This is a genomic window from Flavobacterium arabinosi, assembly GCF_048158725.1.
In the GTDB taxonomy this organism is placed as follows: Bacteria; Bacteroidota; Bacteroidia; order Flavobacteriales; family Flavobacteriaceae; genus Flavobacterium; species Flavobacterium arabinosi.
Genome location: NZ_JBLNKX010000001.1, coordinates 701,672 through 725,171 on the forward strand (window position 1 = coordinate 701,672; position 23,500 = coordinate 725,171).

Annotated in this window: 18 protein-coding genes; 9 read left to right on the top strand and 9 right to left on the bottom strand. The window is 34.5% G+C overall.

Going from position 1 to position 23,500, the window contains the following annotated elements; all coding sequences use genetic code 11:
- The first annotated feature begins 343 nt into the window (after positions 1-343).
- From ACM55K_RS02865 to ACM55K_RS02880, 4 genes are all read left to right on the top strand, one after another.
- Positions 344-3,178, top strand: coding sequence for a TonB-dependent receptor (locus tag ACM55K_RS02865; protein ID WP_416848734.1), 2,835 nt, complete (start codon positions 344-346; stop codon positions 3,176-3,178).
- Positions 3,179-3,206: 28 nt separating this feature from the next.
- Positions 3,207-4,772 (top strand): G-D-S-L family lipolytic protein, encoded by a 1,566-nt coding sequence (locus tag ACM55K_RS02870; protein ID WP_416848735.1) that lies wholly within the window; start codon positions 3,207-3,209, stop codon positions 4,770-4,772.
- A 258-nt stretch (positions 4,773-5,030) separates the two neighbouring features.
- Positions 5,031-6,542 carry a F0F1 ATP synthase subunit beta gene (gene atpD, locus ACM55K_RS02875; protein ID WP_416848736.1) on the top strand — a complete coding sequence of 504 codons (1,512 nt, stop codon included), beginning with the start codon at positions 5,031-5,033 and terminating at the stop codon, positions 6,540-6,542.
- A gap of 73 nt (positions 6,543-6,615) precedes the next feature.
- A complete protein-coding gene (locus tag ACM55K_RS02880; RefSeq protein WP_416848737.1) occupies positions 6,616-6,897 on the top strand; it encodes a FoF1 ATP synthase subunit delta/epsilon in 282 nt (93 codons plus the stop codon).
- A 52-nt stretch (positions 6,898-6,949) separates the two neighbouring features.
- Here the strand turns inward: ACM55K_RS02880 and ACM55K_RS02885 are convergent, their stop codons facing one another.
- The 7 genes from ACM55K_RS02885 to ACM55K_RS02915 form a co-directional block, all read right to left on the bottom strand.
- Positions 6,950-7,492 carry a GNAT family N-acetyltransferase gene (locus tag ACM55K_RS02885; RefSeq protein WP_416848738.1) on the bottom strand — a complete coding sequence of 181 codons (543 nt, stop codon included), beginning with the start codon at positions 7,490-7,492 and terminating at the stop codon, positions 6,950-6,952.
- A 99-nt stretch (positions 7,493-7,591) separates the two neighbouring features.
- A complete protein-coding gene (locus tag ACM55K_RS02890) occupies positions 7,592-8,059 on the bottom strand; it encodes a DoxX family membrane protein (protein ID WP_416848739.1) in 468 nt (155 codons plus the stop codon).
- Between the two features lie 179 nt (positions 8,060-8,238).
- The gene (locus tag ACM55K_RS02895; protein WP_416848740.1) at positions 8,239-9,795 is read right to left on the bottom strand and encodes a vanadium-dependent haloperoxidase; all 1,557 of its coding nucleotides are present in this window, start codon (positions 9,793-9,795) and stop codon (positions 8,239-8,241) included.
- The gene (locus ACM55K_RS02900) at positions 9,785-10,708 is read right to left on the bottom strand and encodes a hypothetical protein (RefSeq protein WP_416848741.1); all 924 of its coding nucleotides are present in this window, start codon (positions 10,706-10,708) and stop codon (positions 9,785-9,787) included. Before ACM55K_RS02900 ends, ACM55K_RS02895 begins: the two co-directional genes overlap by 11 nt.
- A gap of 89 nt (positions 10,709-10,797) precedes the next feature.
- On the bottom strand, positions 10,798-12,003 hold the full coding sequence (locus ACM55K_RS02905) for a hypothetical protein (protein WP_416848742.1): 1,206 nt from the start codon (positions 12,001-12,003) through the stop codon (positions 10,798-10,800).
- A 138-nt stretch (positions 12,004-12,141) separates the two neighbouring features.
- Entirely contained in the window at positions 12,142-13,269 is a 1,128-nt protein-coding gene (locus tag ACM55K_RS02910) for a hypothetical protein (protein ID WP_416848743.1), read from the bottom strand.
- A 475-nt stretch (positions 13,270-13,744) separates the two neighbouring features.
- Positions 13,745-14,284, bottom strand: coding sequence for a hypothetical protein (locus ACM55K_RS02915; protein ID WP_416848744.1), 540 nt, complete (start codon positions 14,282-14,284; stop codon positions 13,745-13,747).
- A 296-nt stretch (positions 14,285-14,580) separates the two neighbouring features.
- Here ACM55K_RS02915 and ACM55K_RS02920 point away from each other — a divergent pair, with 296 nt between their 5' ends.
- The 5 genes from ACM55K_RS02920 (at position 14,581) to ACM55K_RS02940 (ending at position 19,442) form a co-directional block, all read left to right on the top strand.
- On the top strand, positions 14,581-15,729 hold the full coding sequence (locus tag ACM55K_RS02920; protein WP_416848745.1) for an aminotransferase class I/II-fold pyridoxal phosphate-dependent enzyme: 1,149 nt from the start codon (positions 14,581-14,583) through the stop codon (positions 15,727-15,729).
- A 59-nt stretch (positions 15,730-15,788) separates the two neighbouring features.
- The gene (locus ACM55K_RS02925; protein ID WP_416848978.1) at positions 15,789-16,151 is read left to right on the top strand and encodes a GxxExxY protein; all 363 of its coding nucleotides are present in this window, start codon (positions 15,789-15,791) and stop codon (positions 16,149-16,151) included.
- Between the two features lie 60 nt (positions 16,152-16,211).
- Positions 16,212-16,829 (top strand): dethiobiotin synthase, encoded by a 618-nt coding sequence (gene bioD / locus ACM55K_RS02930; protein WP_416848746.1) that lies wholly within the window; start codon positions 16,212-16,214, stop codon positions 16,827-16,829.
- Between the two features lie 86 nt (positions 16,830-16,915).
- Entirely contained in the window at positions 16,916-18,187 is a 1,272-nt protein-coding gene (gene bioA, locus ACM55K_RS02935; protein WP_416848747.1) for an adenosylmethionine--8-amino-7-oxononanoate transaminase, read from the top strand.
- Positions 18,188-18,287: 100 nt separating this feature from the next.
- Positions 18,288-19,442: a beta-ketoacyl synthase N-terminal-like domain-containing protein gene (locus ACM55K_RS02940; RefSeq protein WP_416848748.1), complete on the top strand. Its 1,155-nt coding sequence runs from the start codon at positions 18,288-18,290 to the stop codon at positions 19,440-19,442.
- A 25-nt stretch (positions 19,443-19,467) separates the two neighbouring features.
- Here ACM55K_RS02940 and ACM55K_RS02945 read toward each other — a convergent pair whose 3' ends face one another.
- Both ACM55K_RS02945 and ACM55K_RS02950 read right to left on the bottom strand, forming a co-directional pair.
- On the bottom strand, positions 19,468-19,944 hold the full coding sequence (locus ACM55K_RS02945) for a regulatory protein RecX (RefSeq protein ID WP_416848749.1): 477 nt from the start codon (positions 19,942-19,944) through the stop codon (positions 19,468-19,470).
- Positions 19,945-20,251: 307 nt separating this feature from the next.
- Complete coding sequence (locus ACM55K_RS02950) at positions 20,252-23,425, bottom strand: efflux RND transporter permease subunit (protein WP_416848750.1); 3,174 nt, start codon at positions 23,423-23,425, stop codon at positions 20,252-20,254.
- Between the last annotated feature and the right edge of the window lie 75 nt (positions 23,426-23,500).

Consider the following 23,500-nt stretch of genomic DNA (forward strand, 5'->3'; position numbering starts at 1 on the left):
TATATATAAAACCTTGGAAAATTTTTCTTTCGAGGTTTTTTTATGTTTTGTATTGACTAATTTGAAAAATATCTTGAAAAATTAATTTTTTTTTTCGGTCTATTCATTTTTATTAAATAGCTAATAATTAATAAAATTATTAAGATTAATGTATTTATTATATGCATGCATAATGTTATTTTGATTTTTTTACTTAATTTTTTACAAAATACAGAATCCGTAAAATGTAGAATAAGTTTAAATGAGTCAAAATAATTGATAATTATTAAATTTTAAAGGCTGTTTTTTATTAATATCAAAAATATTTGTACTTTGGCGTTATAAACCAACAAATTATAACCCAATGAGAGTGTATTTACTTTTTTTGTCATTGTTTTTTTGTAGCCTAACTTTTGCTCAAAATTCAATTTCAGGCATTGTTACAGACAGTAACAATCAACCTATTCCTGGAGCCAACGTCAAAATTGTTGGAGAAACCGCTGGTAGCATTACCGACTTCGATGGAACATTTACTTTAAAATCATCAGCAAAACTACCCTATGTGCTTACTGTTACAAGTGTAGGTTATGGTTCTCAAAAAGTAACGGTTTCTTCCAATAGTCAAAAAGTAACGGTTAAACTAGCTGATGAGGAAACAAAATTGAATGAGATTGTAGTTTCAGCTTCAAGAACCCCAGAAAGAGTATTAGAATCTCCGGTTACAATTGAAAGAATGAGCGTTGCGGATATTAAAAAGACTGCATCTGCAACTTTTTATGATGGTTTAGAAAACTTGAAAGAAGTGCAAATGAATACAAGTAGTTTGTCTTTTAAATCAATAAATACCCGTGGTTTTGCTACTGTTGCCAATACCCGTTTTATGCAATTGGTTGACGGAATGGATAACTCTTCTCCATTATTAAATTTCGTGTTGGGAAATATGATTGGTGTTTCTGAAATTGATGTTCAAAGCGTAGAGTTGTTACCGGGAGCATCATCTGCTTTGTATGGAGCTAACGCCTTCAATGGTATTTTATTTATGAATAGTAAAAGTCCATTTACAAGTCAAGGAATCACAGCCTATGCAAAGTATGGAAAGACAGTGCAAGATGCTGCTGGGTCAAATGATTTCGTTGATTATGGAGTAAGAATGGCGCATGCGTTTAGTTCAAAATTAGCTGGAAAAGTGAACTTCACTTATATGCACGGTACTGATTGGCATGCTACAAATTATGATGATAAGACTGTTGTGGGAAGAGATAGAAGCAATGTCAATTATGATGGTATTAATGTTTATGGTGATGAAGTTACTACTAATATAAAAGGAGTTGGGCAATCATTAGCCTCTTTAGGTTTAATATCCGCAGCAGCTGTGAATTTACTTCCAAATTATAATGTGAGTAGAACAGGATACAATGAAGTGGATTTAACAGATAACAAAGCAAGTAATACTAAAATTGATTTTTCACTTCACTATAGACCATTAGGGAATGAAAATTTAGAAGTTATTTGGCAAAGTAAATTTGGTTTTGGAAACGCAGTTTATCAGGGCGCTAACAGATATTATCTGAATGATTTTTTTATGCAACAGCATAAATTAGAAATAAAAGGAAAAAACTTCTTCGTAAGAGGTTATACTACTAATGAAGATGGAGGGAAATCGTATGATATGCTTTTTACAGGAATCAATATCAATAGAAAATGGAAAGATGATAAAACATGGTTTGGGCAATATGCAGGAGCTTATATCCAATCTACATTAGCAGGGATGACGTCTGAAAATGCACATATAATAGCAAGAAATACGGCTGATACAGGAAGATTAATTCCGGGCACTCCTGAATTTAAAGCTGCTTTTAATACTGTAATTAGTGAGCCAAGTGTACTTACGGGTTCAAAATTGGTTGATAATTCCAAAATATACCATTCGGATGCTAATTATAATTTTAAAGACATTATAAAATTTGCTGAGATCCAAGTTGGAGGATCTTTTAGACTTTACGAATTAAATTCTCATGGTAGAATTTATACGGACGCAAATGGTCCTATTAATTATAATGAATACGGTGCTTATACGCAATTAACAAAAAGATTTATAGATGATAGATTGAAATTTACAGGGTCTGTTCGTTATGATAAATCAAAAAATTTCGATGGCAGTGTTTCTCCTAGAGTATCTCTAGTATATTCTGGTGGCGAAAGTAAAAAACATAATTTTAGAACTTCTTTTCAAACAGGGTTCAGAAATCCATCAACACAAGATCAATATATTGGGTTTAATGTAGGAAGTGCCATATTACTTGGCTCAGCTCCAGACAATTTAACAAGATACAGCGAAACTTTGCCGGTTTCTACTGCAGTTGGGCAAGTTTTTGCTGGCGGAACCTCAGTTGTTATGACGGGTTTGAATGCGTATAACAATTCATATACAGCTTCGTCTGTAAATGCATTTAGTGCTTTAGCGGGTAGTAATCCTATTGCTGGATCAGCTTTGTTAAGAAAAACAAATGTAAATTATGTAAAACCGGAACAGGTTAAGGCATTTGAAATAGGATATCGTTCTTTTATAAAAGATGTATCTATAGATATTAATGGGTATTATAATATCTATAATGATTTCATTGGTAATTTAAATGTTGTAGCTCCCTTTTATGGTGCAGCAGCAGATTCTCCAAATCCTTTAGCTGGGCCTACAGATCCGGGTGCTCAATCTTTGCACGCGCTTCAAAATGGAAATTACAGAGCGTATCAATTGTATACGAATACCGATATAGAAATCAAATCACTTGGTTTTGGTCTTGGACTTTCTAAAAAAGTATACAGAAATTTTGAAGTTGGTGTGAATTATAATTATGCAGAATTTAAATTCGATCAAGAAAAAGATCCAAGTTTTGAAGCAGGTTTTAATACACCAAAACATAGAGTAAAAGCATCATTTGGTAACGAAAAGTTATTTGATAATTTTGGATTTAACATAAGCGGAAGATGGAATAGTGAGTATTTATGGCAATCTACAATGGTAGATGGTATGATCGATGCCGCTACTGTTATTGATGCTCAAATTAATTACAATATGCCAAAGCTCAAGTCAACTCTTAAATTAGGAGCTTCAAACATTGGTGGAAAAGAATATACTCAAGTATTAGGTGCGGGATTAATTGGGCAGCAGTTTTTTGCTTCTTGGACAATCAACCCGTAATTGAGTCAATAATTTAAAAAACATAACCATGATAAAAAATTTCAAATGGCTACTATTGGTTTCTTTAAGCTTTGTAGCATGTAATAACGATGATGACATTGCAACTGTTGTTGAAGAGCCAGTGACTTCAGGGACAGCTAACTTTACTAAATATGTGGCATTAGGAGATTCTTTTGCTGCGGGATATAGTGATGGCGCACTTTTCAAAAAAGGGCAAGAAGGTTCTTATGTTACTATAATATCGCAACAATTTGCTACAGCTGGTGGGGGTGAGTTTAAAACTCCTTTTACATCTGATAATGTTGGAGGATTGTTGTTAGGAGGAAATATAATAGCAGGTGTTCGTTTATATTTTAACGGTACAGCACCTGTGACGGTTAGTGGGACTCCTACGACCGAAGTGACTACTAAAATTACAGGACCTTTTAATAATTTAGGGGTTCCTGGGGCAAAAAGTTATCATCTTGTAGCGCCAGGATATGGAAATGTTGCGGGTGTTGCTTCTGGTGCTGCAAATCCTTATTTCGCGCGATTTGCCACTGCACCTGGAACAACGGTTTTAGCGGATGCTTTAGTTCAAGCGCCTACTTTCTTTTCTTTATGGATTGGTGGTAATGATGTTTTGAGTTATGCAACATCTGGTGGTGTCGGTGTAAATCAAACAGGGAATTTAAATCCGGCTACTTATGGCGGTAATGATATAACAGATCCTACTGTTTTTGCAAGTGTTTATTCAAGCTTAGTTACTAATTTAACTGCTAATGGCGCAAAAGGAGTAGTTGCAAATCTTCCTTATGTAAATACACTTCCTTATTTTACGACCGTTCCTTACAATCCATTAACTGCTAAAGTTCTTGGTGGTGGTAGTGAAGCCGTAGGTCAAGCTACGATTGCTGCTTTGAATGCTCAGTTATATGGCCCGTTAAAACAAGCATTAAATGCGTTTGGAGCGGGAGATAGAATTAACCTTCTTTCTACAACGGTTGCTAATCCAATGTTGATTAAAGATGAGTCTTTGGTAAATTTGTCTGCTCAATTACAAGCAGCTTTTACTCCAAGCTTGGGTCAGGCTACTGCAACTTTTTACGGAAGCGTTTTTGGACAAGCCCGACAAGCTACTGCTGCGGATTTAGTTGTTTTGCCAACGCAATCTGCAATTGGTGTAGCTCCTACTGCCAGTGATTCTGGTATTGGAATGGCGCCTCCATCTCCTTTAAATAAATTCGGAATTACCTATCCATTACAAGATAAACATGTTTTAGTACCAACTGAAGTTGCGGAAGTAAAGGTTGCTACCGATGCTTATAATGTCTCTATAAAAACAATTGCTGATGCTAAAGGATTGGCTTTTGTTGATACAAAAGTGATTATGACTCAATTGTCAAGTGGAGGAATTGTAAGTAATAGTTTTACATTAACTTCTGCTTATGTAACAGGTGGAGCATTCTCACTGGATGGTGTTCATCCAAGTCCTAGAGGTTATGCTTTAATTGCGAATGCATTTACGGCTGCAATTAACGCTAAATATTCTTCAACATTAAAACAAGTTGATCTAAGTCTTTATCCAATAGTATACCCAGCCATAATTAAATAATCATATTTTAACCAAACCTTAAAAACCACCCGTTTTATGACGCGGTGGTTTTTTGTTTTTATCCAAATAATAGGTTTTTACTTGTTTTAAAACACGATTAAAAACAAAGCAGTAAAATTATGCTGATTTTTATAAAAAAAAATATTGATTTTATATTTTAAAAAATTATCTTTGCGCACTGAAAAAAGTGTCTAATCGATAAGTTTCGATTGGGATTATTTCATAAACCTAAATAGCTATTTAATAAATACATAAGTAATGTCAAAAGTAATAGGAAAAGTTGCCCAGATCATTGGACCAGTAGTTGATGTAGTTTTCAACGGTAAGGATGTTGAACTTCCAAAAATTTATGATTCGTTAGAAATCACAAAAAAAGATGGTACTTTATTAGTACTTGAAGTACAATCTCACATTGGTGAAAACACAGTACGTACCATTTCGATGGACTCAACAGATGGTTTGAGTAGAGGTTATGAAGTAGTTGGAACAGGGAATCCTATCCAAATGCCAATTGGTGCCGATGTTTACGGTCGTTTATTCAACGTAATTGGAGATGCAATTGATGGTTTAGGTAATTTACCAAAAACTGGAGAAAACGGTATGTCTATTCACAGACAAGCACCAAGATTCGAAGATTTATCTACTTCTTCTGAAGTTTTATTCACAGGTATTAAAGTAATCGATTTAATTGAGCCTTACTCAAAAGGGGGTAAAATTGGATTGTTTGGTGGTGCAGGTGTTGGTAAAACAGTATTGATTCAGGAGTTGATTAACAATATCGCAAAAGGTCACGGTGGACTTTCAGTATTCGCAGGAGTAGGGGAAAGAACACGTGAAGGAAATGACTTACTTCGTGAGATGTTAGAGTCAGGAATTATAAAATACGGGGATGAATTCATGCACTCTATGGAAAATGGAGGATGGGATTTATCTAAAGTGGATATGCCAGGAATGAGAGAGTCTAAAGCTACTTTCGTTTTCGGTCAAATGAATGAGCCTCCAGGAGCTCGTGCTCGTGTAGCACTTTCTGGATTATCTATTGCGGAATATTTTCGTGATGGGGCAGGAACTGATCAAGGAAAAGATGTATTGTTCTTCGTGGATAATATTTTCCGTTTTACACAAGCAGGTTCTGAGGTTTCGGCACTTTTAGGTCGTATGCCATCTGCGGTAGGGTACCAACCAACATTGGCTACTGAAATGGGTGCGATGCAAGAGCGTATTACATCAACAAACAAAGGTTCTATTACATCTGTACAAGCGGTTTACGTTCCTGCGGATGATTTAACTGACCCGGCTCCGGCTACAACTTTTGCTCACTTAGATGCAACAACAGTACTATCTCGTAAAATTGCGGAGTTAGGTATTTATCCTGCAGTGGATCCATTGGATTCAACTTCAAGAATCCTTACACCACAAATTTTAGGTGATGAGCATTATGACTGTGCTCAGAGGGTAAAAGAAATTTTACAAAAATACAAACAATTACAAGATATCATCGCGATCCTTGGTATGGAAGAATTATCAGAAGAGGATAAATTAGCCGTTTCAAGAGCACGTCGTGTTCAACGTTTCTTATCTCAACCTTTCCACGTTGCTGAGCAATTTACAGGATTAAAAGGAGTTTTAGTTGATATTAAAGATACTATTAAAGGATTTAATATGATTATTGACGGTGAATTAGATCACTTGCCAGAATCAGCTTTTAACCTTAAAGGTACTATTGAAGAAGCTATCGAAGCTGGAGAAAAAATGTTGGCGGAAGCTTAAAAATTATAAGTTATGAGTTATGAGTTCTTTCAAATTTTGAAAACTCATAACTCATAATTCAAAACTCATAATTATGTTATTAGAAATAGTATCACCAGAAGCAAAATTATTTTCAGCAGAAGTGACTTCGGTTACATTGCCAGGAGTTGATGGAAGCTTTCAAATTTTGAATAATCACGCGCCAATCGTTTCTATTTTAGGAAAAGGTGTTGTGAAAATTACAGCTTCTAGTTTTGCTTTCGCAAAAGAATTAGCAAGTAAATTCATAAAGCTAGATGATCAAAATTATACGCTAGCAATCACTTCAGGAACAATTGAAATGAAAGATAATAAAGTTATTATTTTAGCGGACTAAAGTAATTTCGATTATAAAAAAGTAAAAGCCTAACGCAACCGTTAGGCTTTTTTTATGTCCAATCCCAAAGCATGATATTCCAAACTGTACCATCTTCTTCATAATTATCGATTGATTTAAAACCAACTGCTTCGTGAGTTTGCATGGAACGAAGGTTTATAGCGGCAACTTCTGTAATTAAGTAATCAAATTCATGTTGCAGTTCCTCTCTGTAAAAATGATAAAGCCCTCGAAATATTCCTTGTTTTCTATAGCTTTTATCGACGCAAATTTGACCCATTACAACGAATGTTTTATCCTTGGGAACTAATCTGTCAATTCTTTCAAATAGGGGGATAAGAACCTTAATTTCGTTTCTAAAACGGGAAAGCATTACCAATGCAAAACCTACTACGATATCATTGTCTTTTGCAATAATATGTGCACAGGCTGAATTCATTTGTTCTAGTAAAGCAACGGTATGTTGTAAGGTAACAAATCCTTCTTGAAGTTTTTCTTCAGAACTTATGTTTTGAGAACTGTTTTGTAATTGTAGTGTTCTAATTTGTTCTAGTTCGTCTAGTGTTGACGCTCTTTTGTAAATTATAGGTTTCATCCAATTCTCTTGATTAGCAAGTTTATTAATTACGATTTGTTTTAGCTGTAATTATAAAAATAGATAATCTTTTGATTATGTAAAAACGGATTTTAATTTTTATTTTATAATTAGTTTCAAATCCATTTCGGCATAATACTTTTCATTGTATTTTGCTGCAATTACAAGGGCCCCAGAAATTAAGATAAGATTTTTAATTATGTATTGGCCAACTAGAGTAGGACAGTAAGGGAAAGAGTCAAAACAGGCTGTTTTTAGTATAAAAATCGGGAAAAATGTAACTGCCATATGCATCAATAACAATACAATTGTATAAGGAATGAATCGTTTTATGAGCAAACCTAGACCTATAATTACTTCGCAAATGCCAAGAATTGGAATAAATATTTCTGGTTTAAACCAATAAACAGTTTGTTCTACTAAGTCCCCTGCAGGGCTCATACCGAAAATTTTCAAAGCACCAAACCAGATATAAACAATTGCCAGAGAAATTCGCATCATATTGACACTGTGTTTTTCCATTTTTTTACTAAATCTAAAATAAAGGAGGTTGAATGTTGGTTTCATAATGAAATTTTTAGTTGCATGCATTTCTTGTTTTTCGATCAGAAAAGATTGTTGTGTTTTAAAGTTCCACGTTGAAAAATAAAAAGCCTAACAGATTTCCAACGTCTGTTAGGCGGTAGTTGATAAAATGAAATATTAAAACAAACCATTAAAACAAAGTATCAACTTATTTATTTAAATTATTCACCACCGTCTATAATTGCTCTTGCAACGGCAAATCCACCTACTTTTTCGCCTAATTCAAGTCCTTTTTCGCAATCACTTCTGTAATGAATACAACCAAACATTCTTGAATCAGATGCTTCTTTTGCCATATTTATGAAACTTTGAGCTTTTGCGGGAATGAAATGAGATAAAACTACACACGCAGCACCACTAAAAGTAGAATGGCCCGATACGTAGGAAGGGAAATTAGGAGTTCCGGTCATTGTTTTTATGGAAGGATCTACTTGTGATGGTCTTGGATTAAAATAAGTATACTTTGCATCCCAACAACTGATAGCGGCATCCATCATTGCAATATTTAATAATGCCATATTTCTTGCCCATCGTACTTCACTATAATTTTGTTCTACAAATGACTCTGATGCAATAGCATTCCAGTGACCAGGTGGTGTATAAGTTCCTACACCATCAGCCCAAAAAGTAACAATTTGCATGTTTTTTCTAGACGGATTAGTACCATAATTTTTTATTTCAGCTAATTCTTTTGCAAATTGTTCTGATTTTGTAGATGGTGGAGGTACAGGTCTGTTGGCAACAACCATTTCAGGAGTCATCAGGAACGATTTTACTTTGCCAAATAAGGGTAACATTGGAGGTCTTGCAGGTAAATCTAACGACAACCAAGGCGTTTCTCCAGTAGCTGCTGTTTGTGTCTCCAATTGAGTCCAAAGCGCTTGGTTTCCTATAGCAGCACCAGCTCCATCAGCACCAGCTTTTGTAATAAATTTGGCTGCAATCTTTCTTCCTAAAATCACACCAGCTTCTACGTCACTTCTAACATTGGCACCGCTAATAATACGATATAGTTTTTGTTCTTCCGCTTTTCCGTCAATGTATGCGATTTCAGTTGGGAACAATAATTTTAATAATTCAACTGTGACACCTGATAAAACACCATCTTCTGAAGGATAGGAAGGCATAGCACTTTTTGGAATTAAAACTTGTAAAGTTGCATCGACAGTGAATGGAGCTGCCCTGTTGTATAATTTTTTATAATACCAAGTGGCGACCATTGCATCATATTGTGCTGCACTTACATAGGCATAAGCTCTAGCTGCATAAGGTGGATTTGAAAATGGAAATTGCGGATTTGCAAATGGATTCGCAGCCGAAGGTGCAGGATAGGTTCCGTCTTCATTTTGATAAGGGGGACGGTTATGTCTTGCCACTAAAGTTCGCATGATTTCATTCCAGCGTAAAACGCCACCAGCACTCCAGTATTTTATTATTCTTTTTTGATCTTCTGATATGTTGACTTGATAGCTTTTTATTTCATTGATTTCTCTTGTGAATGCTGGCGTATTTGTGGCAACAGGTACATCAAGTGGGAATTCGTTTGGAGTCGTCAATAAAAAAGTTTTCCAAGTTCCAGCTAAATTGTCTGTATTTGTAGGGTTTAAGGCATGAAATTGTTCATTTTTTTCAGTAATATCATCACTACACGAATAGGTACAGGCAAGAAATAAAGCTAGAAGAGTAGTATAGGCTGTTTTTTGTATATTATTTTTCATCTTGTTTGCTTTCTTTTTTAAAATTAATCACATAAAATAGACCTCCATAGAAGGTGTCAGATTTCCCAACGTTTCTTCCTTCTACTACATAGTTATAACCACCTACAAGAGATAATTCGGGTATTTTTTTAAACGTATATTTAGAATTAACACCATATTTTAACGCATTCATGGTGTTGCTTGGAAAAGGCATATTATTTTTTGTAATATCAAATCCTCCTGATTGGGTTACCCAATTGTCTATAACAAATTCGGCAATCAATCTATTAGAACGATAACCTGCTCTAAAATTTACTGAAATGGCATCCGGCATATCGACTTCGTTTGTATAATGGATTTCGTCAGTGAGATAAGCATTTCTATCAATTGTTATATTCGCTCTTTTTACATAAGCACCAGATATTGTAGCAAAGAAGTTTCCTCTCTGATAATCACCCATTAATCGCAATGAAGCTGTTTTGCTTTTTAAACCAAGGCTTAAAGGCAAATAATCAGCAGGATAATCGGATAGTGGTGTTGAAAAACTTCCCAAAGCATAAATGGAATAGGTTGATTGGCCAACTGTTTTTTCCAGAGGCATGTATTTTAGCGTAAGCGAAAGATCTTGTATTCCCTTTTGACCTTTCATAGTTCCAGCAGAAGCATTGGTTTCTATATACGGCACACTAAAAATTGCATTCAATTTATCAGAGATACCATAATTTCCCATAAGTCCAATGGATTTTGTCGATACGGTACCAAGATTTAGATTCTCTCTTTTAAGAGATCCCTCCCAGTATTGATCCCAGCTACTGTATTGATATATTGCTCCGACACAAAAATTATTTTTGCTCATCATGATGCCGTCAATATCTGTTTGGGCATTCATTAAGATAGGTGTTAGTAATAAGCAACTTAAGTAAAATTTTTTCATTTAATAAAATAGTTTAATTTATGAATAGCATATATAATCTTTTTCTAAAGAATAACTAAAGCATTTTAGCTTCAGTTATTAATCTAAAATTAATGCTTCATTGACATTGTCATTTTTTTATTTAAATTGAAACGATACGAATAACCAACGTTAATAGAATAATCTGCAAATGCGGCATCTCCTTGAACATGTACATATTTACTTGGATCAGTTATTACTGAATTCTTCAAATTTTGATCAGCAATATCGGCAGCGCTTTGAATACGATTTTTTACGACATTATAAGGGATGTAAAGACTGAAACCATGTTTCCCTATTCGATAGGAAAAGCCATATTCAACTGCGATAACATATCCTGGGCGACGATACGCTACTTGACCGCCAAAAGCATCGTAAGCTGGAATTCCTTCAAATCTTCCGGCCAATGATACGGTGAGATTTTCTTTTTTGTCAACAGCAGCCATAAATCCTGCACGTCCAAAATATTGGTCTGGACTAGCGTATATTTCATATCCTTCCAGTCCTGCTTTTGGGGCTGATTTAAATGTACCATTTGATTCTCTTGGATTAAACAAATAATACCCATTTGCAAAACCATAAAGACGTCCTGTTAATTGTCGAAATGCTTGAAGTTCCACTGAATAACCTACGCCTCCGTCTCCCGGTTGAATAGCTTGATCCATTACAACACTTTTAGTAGTTCCGTCAGTTTGTGGGGCATCGTCTCTACGGTCATGACTACCGGTGTTTAATTTCACACCTAATCCTACCATAATATTTCCTTTTTCTGCTTTTTTTGGATCAACAACCCAATAGTTAACACTCAAACGAGCATCAGCAATTCCATCAGCATAAACACTGTAACGGTATGTGTTTTTTACAGGAGTTGTTTGTCTCAATATTTGAGAACGCTCATTGTTTACATAAGGTAATGTTGCGTTCAACTGAAAACGGTCGGTTAATCCATAAGAAATATTTAAATCGACTGCATGAGAATAGATGTTTACTGCATTACCACGTTCTTTTCCATTTGCATCAAATCCACCACCTGTTAATTGACGTTGTAGTTGTTCCTCTTTACCAACAAAGTGTCTCCAAGAGTGAAAATAGCGATAATTTACTCCTACTTGAAATTCACCACTATCTAGATTGTAAGAATTTGAAGAATTTAAATTTTGCCCTCCCATTTGGCGAACAGCCACACACCCTTGAGCAGTCATGTTTTGAGTATTAAAAGCAATTGTAAGGAATAAAATAAAAATAAAAGCGGAATGTAAAAAAGATAAATTTTTCAAGGTTTGGTTTGTTTGAATGGTTAATAGTTTGGTATTTTAATATTTAAAATGATTTAGTTCTTTTTGATATAATTCAAAAACGTACTGTGTTATTAATATTGTTGTGGAATACAACTAACTTCTCAAATAATTGATTACTTAAAATCTAGTTGATATACCGATGTTTATTGTGTAGTCAGCAAATGCAGCGTCACCTTGAACGTGAACTCCTCTGGTAACTGAATTTTCTTTATCGGTAACACTTTGTGTACGGTTGCGAGCAAAAGCAAAGGGTACTGATGCAAACAGGGTGATTTTTTTATAATCGTAGTTTACAGATGGTTCTACAGACCAGATATACCCAGGACGACGGAAATCACCACTACCACCAATAAGGTCATAAACAGGGATGCCTTCTAATCGTGCACCTGCTGCTAATGATAAGCCTTTTATATAATTGAAAGAATAATTAAACCCGGCTCTAAACATGTATTGATCGGGAACACTCATAATAGCTTCATTTGCTAAATTTGGGGATATTGTTTCTCTATATGTTCTTACACCATTTTGTTCTCTAGGATTACTTAGATAATAAAAATTACCATAAGCCCCAAAGTTCTTTAAGAAATTATAAAATGTGTTTAATTCAAAAGTAATTCCTGTACCTCCATCCCCTAATTGTATGGATTGATCTACAGTACGCAATTCTTTTGTTCCACCTGGACCTACATTATACCAATAATCTTTGTAGTCATAATCACCAGTTGGTAATTTAAGTCCCAATCCTAGTTGAATATTTCCTTTTGTGCTTTTTACTGGATCTAACATCCATCTATAAGCAGCAAACCTAATGTCTCCTAAGCCAAAAGAACGTGTTGAATGTCTTTCCTTTTTAACGTAAGTACCGTTTACTAATCCATGTTCATACAATGAAGAACGAACATTATTCGAAACGGGAAGGTCAACCATAACTGACCAGCGATTGTTTAGTATTCTAGTCAGTGAAAGATCAAAAATTGAGGTGTAATTTATGACTTCTGTTTTTTGTATTAACCTTTGTTTGTTTTCTTCCGTTCCGGAAAAGTGTCTAAATGATCTAAAATAGCGACCACTGGCGGCAAATTGCCATCCGGAAACATTGGTGCTATCTGGATGAATAGCCATGCATGTAGTAGCATTACCTTTAATAGCCACACAGCCTTGTGCAGCAATTTTTTGGGTATTAAAAGCAATTGTAAGGAATAAGATAAAAATAAAAGCAGATTGTAAAATGGATAAATTTTTCAAGGTTTGGTTTTTTTGAATAGTTAATGATATAAAATAAGCTAGTAACAGCCTCTTTCTGTAAAGAGGTTTAGTGTTAAAAAAATAAGTTAGTTGATAGTATTCTTGTTGTAAAAAAGATTCACTTTTGGCTTTCGTCCAAAAAATTTCATTTGATTTACAAAGCAAAATGGAGTAAGTGTTTATTTTAAATAAATAACTCCTTTAGAAATCCATTTTTGAATTGTAAATGAATTTAAGTCATGATTCTGAACGCTAGTTGTACAAAATAAAACAGAATTTAAATGTAAAATACGCCTTTGAATCCTTTTAAAAAAGTGACTTCAGATAACACAAAAGACTATTTTGTATTTGTAATGGGCTTAATTTTAAATAAAATTGTAATAATTGTACAGTCTTGGCTAAAGTAATCATGAATTATCTTGACTTAACAAATGCCAGATGATAGTGAATGATTTCACTAAAATAGTAGAAAGAATTATGCGATGTCTGGTGGGGAATACGATAAGGAAATGTATCCAGAATCTAATGCCATGCTTGGCGTAATGATAGGTTTAATCGAAGCTGTAGCTGTTTTTGTAAAAAAATCAACTGCAACAGTATTGTTTGGGATATAATCTTGTAGAAAAGATTTCATCAGTTTTTTTACAGGAGTATCTTTGGAAGAAGATCCGTTAAATAATTGATTGTCAACAATGTCTTTTAAGTCTTTGCCTATTGCATCTTGGTGTGAATTACGAAGATAATAAAGGCTTAGGATGTTGTTTTGAATTCTTTTCTTGAAAATGTGGTAACTTTTATTGTTAATAACAACATCTTCATTTACATATTCAAAATCAGTGTCTTCAATGAAAGAATATAAAGTAGCATTCAATTGTATTACATGCATCTCTGAACTAGGTGCTTTTTCCATACTAGTCACCCATGCTTGCTCTTGTTGATAAGCAAACATCAGATAGTATCCCAGAACATTGTAAAACAATGTTACTAATAAGAAAAGTGATGCAATTCGTTTCATAATGGCCGAAAGTAGAAAACTATTTTATAATGAAATATCTTTGAAGTGAATTTTAAGACAATATTAACATAATTTTAACAAAGTATTGAATCGAAACCGTTTTCGTAAATTTTTATCAATTTTATTTCGACTATTATTTTTCAGTTGTTAATTTTTAAAGAATTTAGTTTTTATGAATAATGTAATGCAATTTGAAAGCCGAACCATTATCTTAAAAACAACTTAATTTTAAAAAGGTATTAAACTAAAATGATACAAAATATATAAACCAAAAAAGATGCTTATTTTTGTAGCGTATGAGAAAATTTCCACAAAATCTATCCGCTAAATTGGAAAGCCGAAAGCAAAACAATGCTTTGCGACAATTGCCTTTACCCATTAAAGGAATTGATTTTGCTTCCAATGATTATCTTGGATTGTCCAAATCAGAAACTATTTTTCAGGAAACGCACCAGTATTTAATTGAAACTAATGAGATTAAAAATGGAGCTACTGGTTCCAGATTATTATCCGGAAATCATAAACTATATCCGGAAACCGAAACATATATTGCGCAGTTTCATAAATCGGAATCGGCGTTAATTTTTAATTCAGGTTATGATGCTAATGTTGGATTTTTTAGTTCGCTTCCGCAAAAAGGCGACTTGATTTTATACGACGAATTGTGTCACGCTTCCATTCGGGATGGAATTCAATTATCGAATGCCAAAGGGTATAAATTTAATCATAATGATTTTGAGGATTTGGAACGATTAATTCTTCGAAATCAAAACTCGGTAATTTATATTGTTACCGAATCTGTTTTTTCAATGGATGGTGATACGCCAAACCTTGAAGAATTAGTACAAGTGTCCGAAAAACACAATTGTTATTTAGTTGTTGATGAAGCGCATGCTTTGGGCGTTTTTGGGGAGAAGGGAGAAGGATTGGTTCAAGATTTAAACTTACAAGATCAGGTCTTCGCCCGGATTATAACTTTCGGAAAAGGATTGGGATGTCATGGTGCCGCGATTTTAGGTGCTCCAGAATTGAGGGATTATTTAGTAAATTTTTCCCGAAGTTTTATTTACACTACGGGACTTTCACCCCATTCGGTTGCCACGATTTTAATGGGCTACCACTATTTAGACAAAGAAAAACAAAATATAGAACTGCTTAGAGCAAACATTATTCATTTCAATCAAGAGAAAAATTTATTAGGCTTAAAACAATTGTTTGTTCGAAGCAAATCAGCCATACAATCAGCGATTATTTCGGGAAATGAAAATGTTAAATCCATAGCCCTAAAGCTACAAGAAAAAGGGTTTGATGTCAAAGCGATACTTTCGCCAACGGTTCCCGAAGGGCAGGAACGATTGCGATTTTGTTTGCACAGCTTTAATTCAAAAGAAGAAATCTCCGAAGTAATGCGATTGTTGAGTACTTTTGTTTTTATGGGACACTGATGACGCGGATTTAGCGGATTATCACTGATTTTAATTAAAATATATACGATGGGTAATTTATTGCATGGAAATTTGAGCGATACTATTTTGAAGTTTATAATGAACTTGGATATGGATTTCTTGAAAAAGTATATCAAAATGCTATGTATTTTGAGTTGAAATCCCAAGGTTATAAAGTAGAAGCGCAGAAACAAATTAAAGTATATTATAAAAGTCAATTAGTGGGCGACTATTTTGCGGACTTATTGATTGAAGATTCTATCATTCTTGAGCTTAAAGCCTGTGAATGTTTGATGGATGAGCATAAAGCCCAACTTTTAAATTATCTAAAGGCAACTGAGGTAGAAATTGGATTATTATTGAACTTTGGAACAACTCCAGAATTCAAAAGGTCTATTTACACCAACGACAGAAAAAACTAAAATAAATTTTTAAAAATCCGTGACAATCAGTTAAATCTGTGTCATCCGTGTGCTATTTATATGAAACTATTCATCACAGGAATATCTACCGATGTCGGTAAGACCATTGCATCAGCCATTATAACGGAATCACTAGAAGCCGATTATTGGAAACCTATCCAAGCTGGCGATTTAGAAAATTCGGACAGTCATAAAATAAAATCATTTTTGTCCAATAAAAAGACCGTAGTTCATCCTAATAGTTATGCTTTGAACACGCCGGCAAGTCCGCATCTCGCAGCAGAATTAGACGGAATTATTATTGATTTGGAAAATATCACCGAGCCTAAGACAGTTAATCATTTAGTAATTGAAGGAGCTGGAGGTATTTTTGTTCCATTAAATGAGACCGATTCTGTTATCGATTTGATTCAACCCGATTATAAAGTGATTGTTGTTTCCAGACATTATTTGGGAAGTATCAATCATACCTTGCTCACGATTGAAGCGTTGCAAAGCCGAAAAATCTATATTGCCGGAATTATTTTTAATGGTGAAGAAAACAAAGCTACGGAAACAATAGTTTTGAATAAAACTGGTCTAAAATGCATTGGAAGAATTGAGCAAGAACCTTATTTTGACCAAAATGTAATAAAAGAATATGCTGATTTATTTAGAGAAAAGTTATTGGAATTATAAATTAAGAATAAAGAAATGAGAAGAAAGAATATTCTATTATATGAAATCTTTTTATCTTGTCTCTTACTTCTTTTATCTAAAATAAAATGAATTTAACAGAAAGAGACCGCCAATATCTTTGGCATCCTTATACACAACACAAAACCGCAGCGTTGCCCATTGCCATTAAAAAAGGCGAAGGCGCTTTGCTTTGGGACGAAAATGAAAAAGAATATATTGACGCAATCGCTTCCTGGTGGGTGAATCCTTATGGACATTCGAATAAATTCATTGCCGATGCGATTTACAAACAACTTACGACATTAGAACACGTACTTTTTGGTGGATTTACCCATGAGCCAGCTATTTTGGTTGCTGAGAAGTTGATGGAAATTTTACCCAAAAACCAGCAAAAAATATTCTTTTCCGATAATGGTTCTACGGCGGTTGAAGTTGCGATTAAGGTAGCTTTGCAATATTTTTTCAACAAAGAGGAAAAGAGAACTACAATAATTGCTTTCGAAAACGCTTTTCATGGCGACACCTTTGCGGCAATGGCGGCAAGCGGAATTTCATTTTATACGCAGGCCTTTCAAGGGATGTTCATTGACGTAGTTCGGATTCCAGTTCCTGTGAAAGGACAAGAACAGCAAAGTTACGATATGCTGAATGAAGTGATAAAAGATAATAAGTGCGCTGGTTTTATTTATGAACCACTCGTTCAAGGAGCGGCAGGAATGGTGATGTATGAGCCGGAGTCATTAGATCAATTAATGCGTATTTGTCAGGAAAATAGAGTGCTCACCATTGCCGATGAAGTGATGACGGGTTTTGGAAAAACAGGAAAAACTTTTGCAACGGATTATCAGGTAGAAAAACCAGACATGATGTGTTTGTCAAAAGCGTTGACCGGCGGTACTATTCCTATGGCGATTACTACTTTTACTACAGCTATTTTCGAGGCTTTTTATGATGATGATATTAATAAAGCGTTGTTTCACGGCCATACTTTCACGGCAAATCCTACGGGCTGTGCGGCGGCTTTGGCAAGTTTTGAATTGTTACAAACCAATGAAATGCAAGCTAATATTATTCGAGTAAATCAAAGACATTTAGACTTTCAGGAACATATAAAAAACCATCCTAAAGTAACCACAACTCGTGTGCTCGGAGTCATTTTTGCTTTAGAAATAAAAACCGAAAGTGCTGCCAGTTATTATGGAACCTTGCGCAACAAACTCTATGATTTCTTTATCGAAAATGGAATAATCCTGCGTCCTGTAGGCAACATAGTTTATATTTTGCCACCTTATATTATCACCGATGAGCAATTGGAAAAAGTATATCAAGTGGTAGAAAAGGCTTTAGAAATAGCTTGAATTTATAACAATAAAGCGGTATTTTGAATGTATAAATTTTCAAACCCTCGTGAACTTTGCAAAAACTTTGCGACCTTTGCACTTAAATAACAACACTATTTTGTCTCAAACAATCTCTATAACTGCCATTGCTTCCATTTCACCTTTAGGAAATACACCAGAAGTGATTTGGGAAAATTATCTGAATGAAAATCATTGTTTTACGGAACATGATTTAGACAATAAAAAAACTTACGTAGCAGCTTTAGATGTTGATTCAGAACAAGTTATTTCCGAATTACGAGAATCAGATACTAAATACAAATCGTTAGATAAATCGGTTTTGTATGCGATGGCGGCTTCCAGAAAAGCGATGCTAAATGCGGGTTGGACTCAAAATGATATTTTCGGAATCAACATTGGTTCTTCGCGCGGTGCAACAGATTTATTCGAAAAACACTATCAAGAATATTTAGAAACAGGAAAAGCCCATACACTTGCTTCTCCTACTACAACTTTGGGGAATATTTCCTCGTGGGTGAGCCATGATTTGCAAAGTTCAGGTCCGGAAATTTCACATTCCATTACGTGTTCTACGGCTTTACATGCTTTACTTAATGGTGTGGCTTGGCTGCGATCCGGAATGGCTGATAAATTTTTGGTTGGAGGAAGCGAAGCGCCTTTAACAGATTTTACGATTGCCCAAATGCGGGCGCTGAAAATTTATTCGAATAGTAAAGAGACGTATCCCAATCGTGCTCTTGATTTAGAAAAAAAACAAAGCACGATGATTCTTGGCGAAGGTGCCGGAGTTTGTTGTCTCGAAATTGGTAAGAAAGAAAATGCATTGGCTTATATCGAAGGTATTGGCTATGCAACAGAAATTTTGGAACATAATATTTCCATTTCAGCTGAAGCGACTTGTTTCCAGAAATCAATGAAAATGGCTTTGCAAAACACGAATTTATCGGAAGTTGATGTGATTGTGATGCACGCACCAGGAACGATAAAAGGTGATTTGACGGAATATAAAGCCATTGAGAAAGTCTTTGGTGAAACACTTCCTTTATTGACTACTAATAAATGGAAAATTGGACACACTTTTGGCGCTTCAGGAATACTCAGCATGGAATTGGCCATTATGATGATGCAACATAATAGGTTCATCGGAGTCCCTTTTGCGGAAGCACAATTACAGACAAAACCGATTAGAAAAGTATTAATTAATGCAGTTGGTTTTGGTGGAAATGCGGTAAGCGTACTTTTGAGTTTCTAATTTAGGATTGCATCGGTATTTTTTATTACTCTTTTAAATTCTCCAGCTCTTTGACTTTTTCAAAGACTAAATTGCTTTCAAATCCTCTGCGTAACATATAATCACAGAATTTTTTACGTTTTTTTATCAAATTAGTTTCTCGTATGGATTCCCAATGTCTTTCTGCTAACGTGTGAAAAGTTGTTGCATATTCCTCAGGAGAGATTTCCTTTAATGCACTATTGATAAGCGTTTGTGTTATTTTTTTTGACTTTAATTCGTTTACAATTCTAATTTTTCCCCAATGTTTAATGCGGTGTTTTCCTCTGGCAAAACTACAGGCAAAACGTTCTTCGTTGAGAAAATTATCACTGATGAGATGAACCATAATGGTATCGATTTCTTCGGAATCCATCTTCATGCTTCTCAATTTTTGCACCACTTCTTGATGACAACGTTCTTGATAGGCGCAAAAATGTTCTATCTTATGTATGGCTTCTTTTATGGAAAAAACGTCATTCATTGGTTCTCTTATTTATTGACTCTGTGAAATAAAGATTGCTGTTAAATAAAAAACAGCGCTATTAATTCGTACAAAAATAAGACTTTAATTATAGACAATCCGAAACATGAAAAAACATTTAATTTTCTCATAATTCCTAAATGATACTTTTTATTAGTTGCTTCTAAAAGGATTAGATCTAAAGGATAAAATTCCAAAACGGTATTGAAACAAAAAACCGTTGCAAGAACATTCCTGCAACGGTTTAATTAATTTTATCTGATAAATGGGTATCGCTTTTTAGGGCGAGGACATTTTTGATTTAGTATTACAAGGTATGTTTTGGATTAAATCCATCTTCACTTAATTCAGTATGGACATAATCGGCAACCATTTCAGCTTCATAATCTGTTTTTTCTCCTTTACTAAATTTGGAAATTAATTTCTCCATAATTTCATAAATTACAGGAACGACAATCAAGGTTAAGAATAACGAGGAAATTAATCCTCCGATAATTACCCAAGCCAAACCATTTTTCCATTCAGCTCCAGCTCCAGATGCTAATGCAATTGGGAACATACCAAATACCATAGCAATAGTCGTCATCAAAATTGGACGAAGTCTCGCATGATTCGCTTGAATTAATGCATTTCTTATCGATTCTCCCGCAGCCCTTCTTTGATTGGTATAATCGACTAGCATAATCGCATTTTTACAAACCAAACCAATTAGCATAATCATACCAAGAATGGTAAATATATTCAATGTTTTGTTCGTCAATGCCAAAGCTAATAAGGCTCCAATAAACGAAAGCGGAATAGCAAACAATACTACAAATGGATGTGCAAAACTATCATATAATCCAACCATTACAAGGTAAACTAATATAATAGCCGCTAATAATGCAATTCCTAATGTTCCAAAACCTTCGGATTGATTTTCCTGATCTCCACCCCAAATGTAATTTACACCGGTTGGTTTTTTCAGTTTGTCTAATTTTTCTTGCCATTGATTAACAATAGTTCCGGCTGGTACACCAATGTTTTGTCCTTTTACAGTAACCGATGCTGTCTTATCTCTACGTTCCAATTGACTTGGTCCAGAACCTTCTTTTACAGTCGCAAATTGTGATAATTTAATTTGTTCGCCTCTTTCATTTATAAAAATCAAGTTGCTCACATCACTAATGCTTTTTCTGTCAAAACTGTTGTATTTGATATTGATATCATATTCATATTCTCCAGCTCTAAATTTTCCATCTGTATTTCCGCTGTAGGCCGTTTGCATAGTCATACCAACAGTTTGAAGACTCAATCCAAGTGCTGCCATTTTATCTCTGTCTACTTTGACATTAATTTCTGGATTTCCATCTTCTACAGATAATTTAATTTCTGTTGCTCCTGGGATTTTATACAATTCAGCTTCTGCCTGTTTTGCAAAAGCCATAGCGCTTTCTAGTGAAGAACCTGTTACAATTAATCCTAATGTAGCATCTTCGGCAGTTCCTAAAATACCAACCGGAGCAGTTTTTACTTTTGCTCCAACCAATACTTTTTCTAACTTCCGTTTTATTTTGGCAGAATATACAGAGGCTTCATCAGAACGGTCTTTTTTATCAACCATTTTCACGTCAATCTCTGATTTGTAAGCGGTGGCTTGTGATGCTCCTAAACCTTCACTGGTTTGCCCAACGGTTGTGATTTGACTTTTTACATATTCTTGCGTTTTCAAAAAGGCTTCTGCTTTTTGAGTCATAAAGTTGGTTTGTTCTAATGACGCATCTTTTGGCATTTCTATTTGAACTAAAAATTCACCACTATCTGATGCTGCAAAAAACTCTCCACCAATAAATCCTGCAGGAATAAGTGCTATGGAACTAAAAAACAACAATAATACAATCGCTAAAGTAGTCTTGTAATGGTCTAAAGACCACGTTAACAAGCCAGAAATCCAGTTGATAAAACGAGTTAAATAGCTTTCGAACCCAAGAATAATTCTGCCAAAAAGATTTTTACCTTCAATGTGTTCTAATTTTCCATAACGGGAAGACAACCAAGGGATAATGGTAAACGAAGCTAAAAGTGAGAGTAAGGTTGAGATAATTACAGTGACACAAAATTGTGTAATAATGTTTGAAACCATACCAGAACTCATTGCAATTGGTAAAAATACGACAACAATTACCAGGGTAATTGAAGTTACGGTTCCTCCAATTTCGGCAGTTCCATCGTAGGACGCACGTACTCGGTTTTTACCCATTTCCATGTGTCGGTAAATATTCTCCAATACCACAATGGCATCATCCACCAAAATACCAACAACAAGTGATAATCCTAATAAACTCATTAAATTTAGTGTGTACCCTAGCAAGTAAATTCCAATAAATGTTGAAATCAATGAAGCAGGTATAGAAACCATTACAATCAAGGAGTTTCTAATACTATGCAAGAAAAACAACATTACGAAAGCTACCAAAAATACGGCAATCAATAAATCGTGTACTACAGAATCAGCAGCTTCTAATGTGAAAACGGTACTGTCTTTTGCTACTTCTAGTTTCAGTTGATTGACTTTGTAGTCACTTTCCAGTTTGCTAACTGTTTTCAATAATTCTTCACTTACTGCAACAGCATTGGCATCAGATTGTTTTACGATTTGTAAAATAATGGCGCTTTTTTGATCAATACGAGCGACTTTTTCAGCAATTTTTTGTGTATCTTGAACATCGGCAATATCACCCAAGCGAACTTGAATTCCATTGTTTGATGAAACGATTAGGTTTTTTAATTCTTCAACGTTTTTGTATTTTCCGGCTAAACGAATTAAGATTTTTTGTTCACGAGTTTGAATATTTCCTGTAGGGAAATCAAGATTAGAACTCAAAATGTTTTGTTGCACTTGTGGAACAGAAAGTCCATATCCCTGCATTTTTACGGCATCAAGATTGACTTGAATTTCACGTTCTTGTCCCCCGATAATACTTACTTGAGCTACACCGGCTACACGAGATAAAACAGGTGCTATTTTTTTATCAATTAAATCATAGAAAGCGGCTTCATCCATTTTTCCATTGGCACCAATGGTCATAATTGGTAAATCACTTAAGGAGAATTTACTCAAAGACGGTGTTTTGGCATCATCCGGTAAATCACTGATAATAGCATTTATTTTGCGTTGCGCATCATTCATGGAAATATCAACATCAGCATCAGAGGTTAAAGTGATAGAAACTGTTGATAAACTTTCGTATGATTTAGAGTCTAATTTTTTGATATTTTCTAAAGAAGCAACGGCATCTTCAATTTTTTTAGTCACTGTGTTTTCGACTTCACTTGGTGAAGCTCCAGGATACACAGTCGCAATGGTAATTACATTGGTTTCGAATTTAGGAATTAATTCGTAGCCCAATTGAGTGTAACTGAATAATCCTCCTAGAATTAGAATTGTAAACAATACAATTACTAATGAGGGACGCTTTATGGATATTTCTGCTAATTTCATATATTTTTATTGTTGATTATTAATGGTTCATCTAGTTTTTAAGGTCAATCAGTTATAATTGGCCATTACCATTAA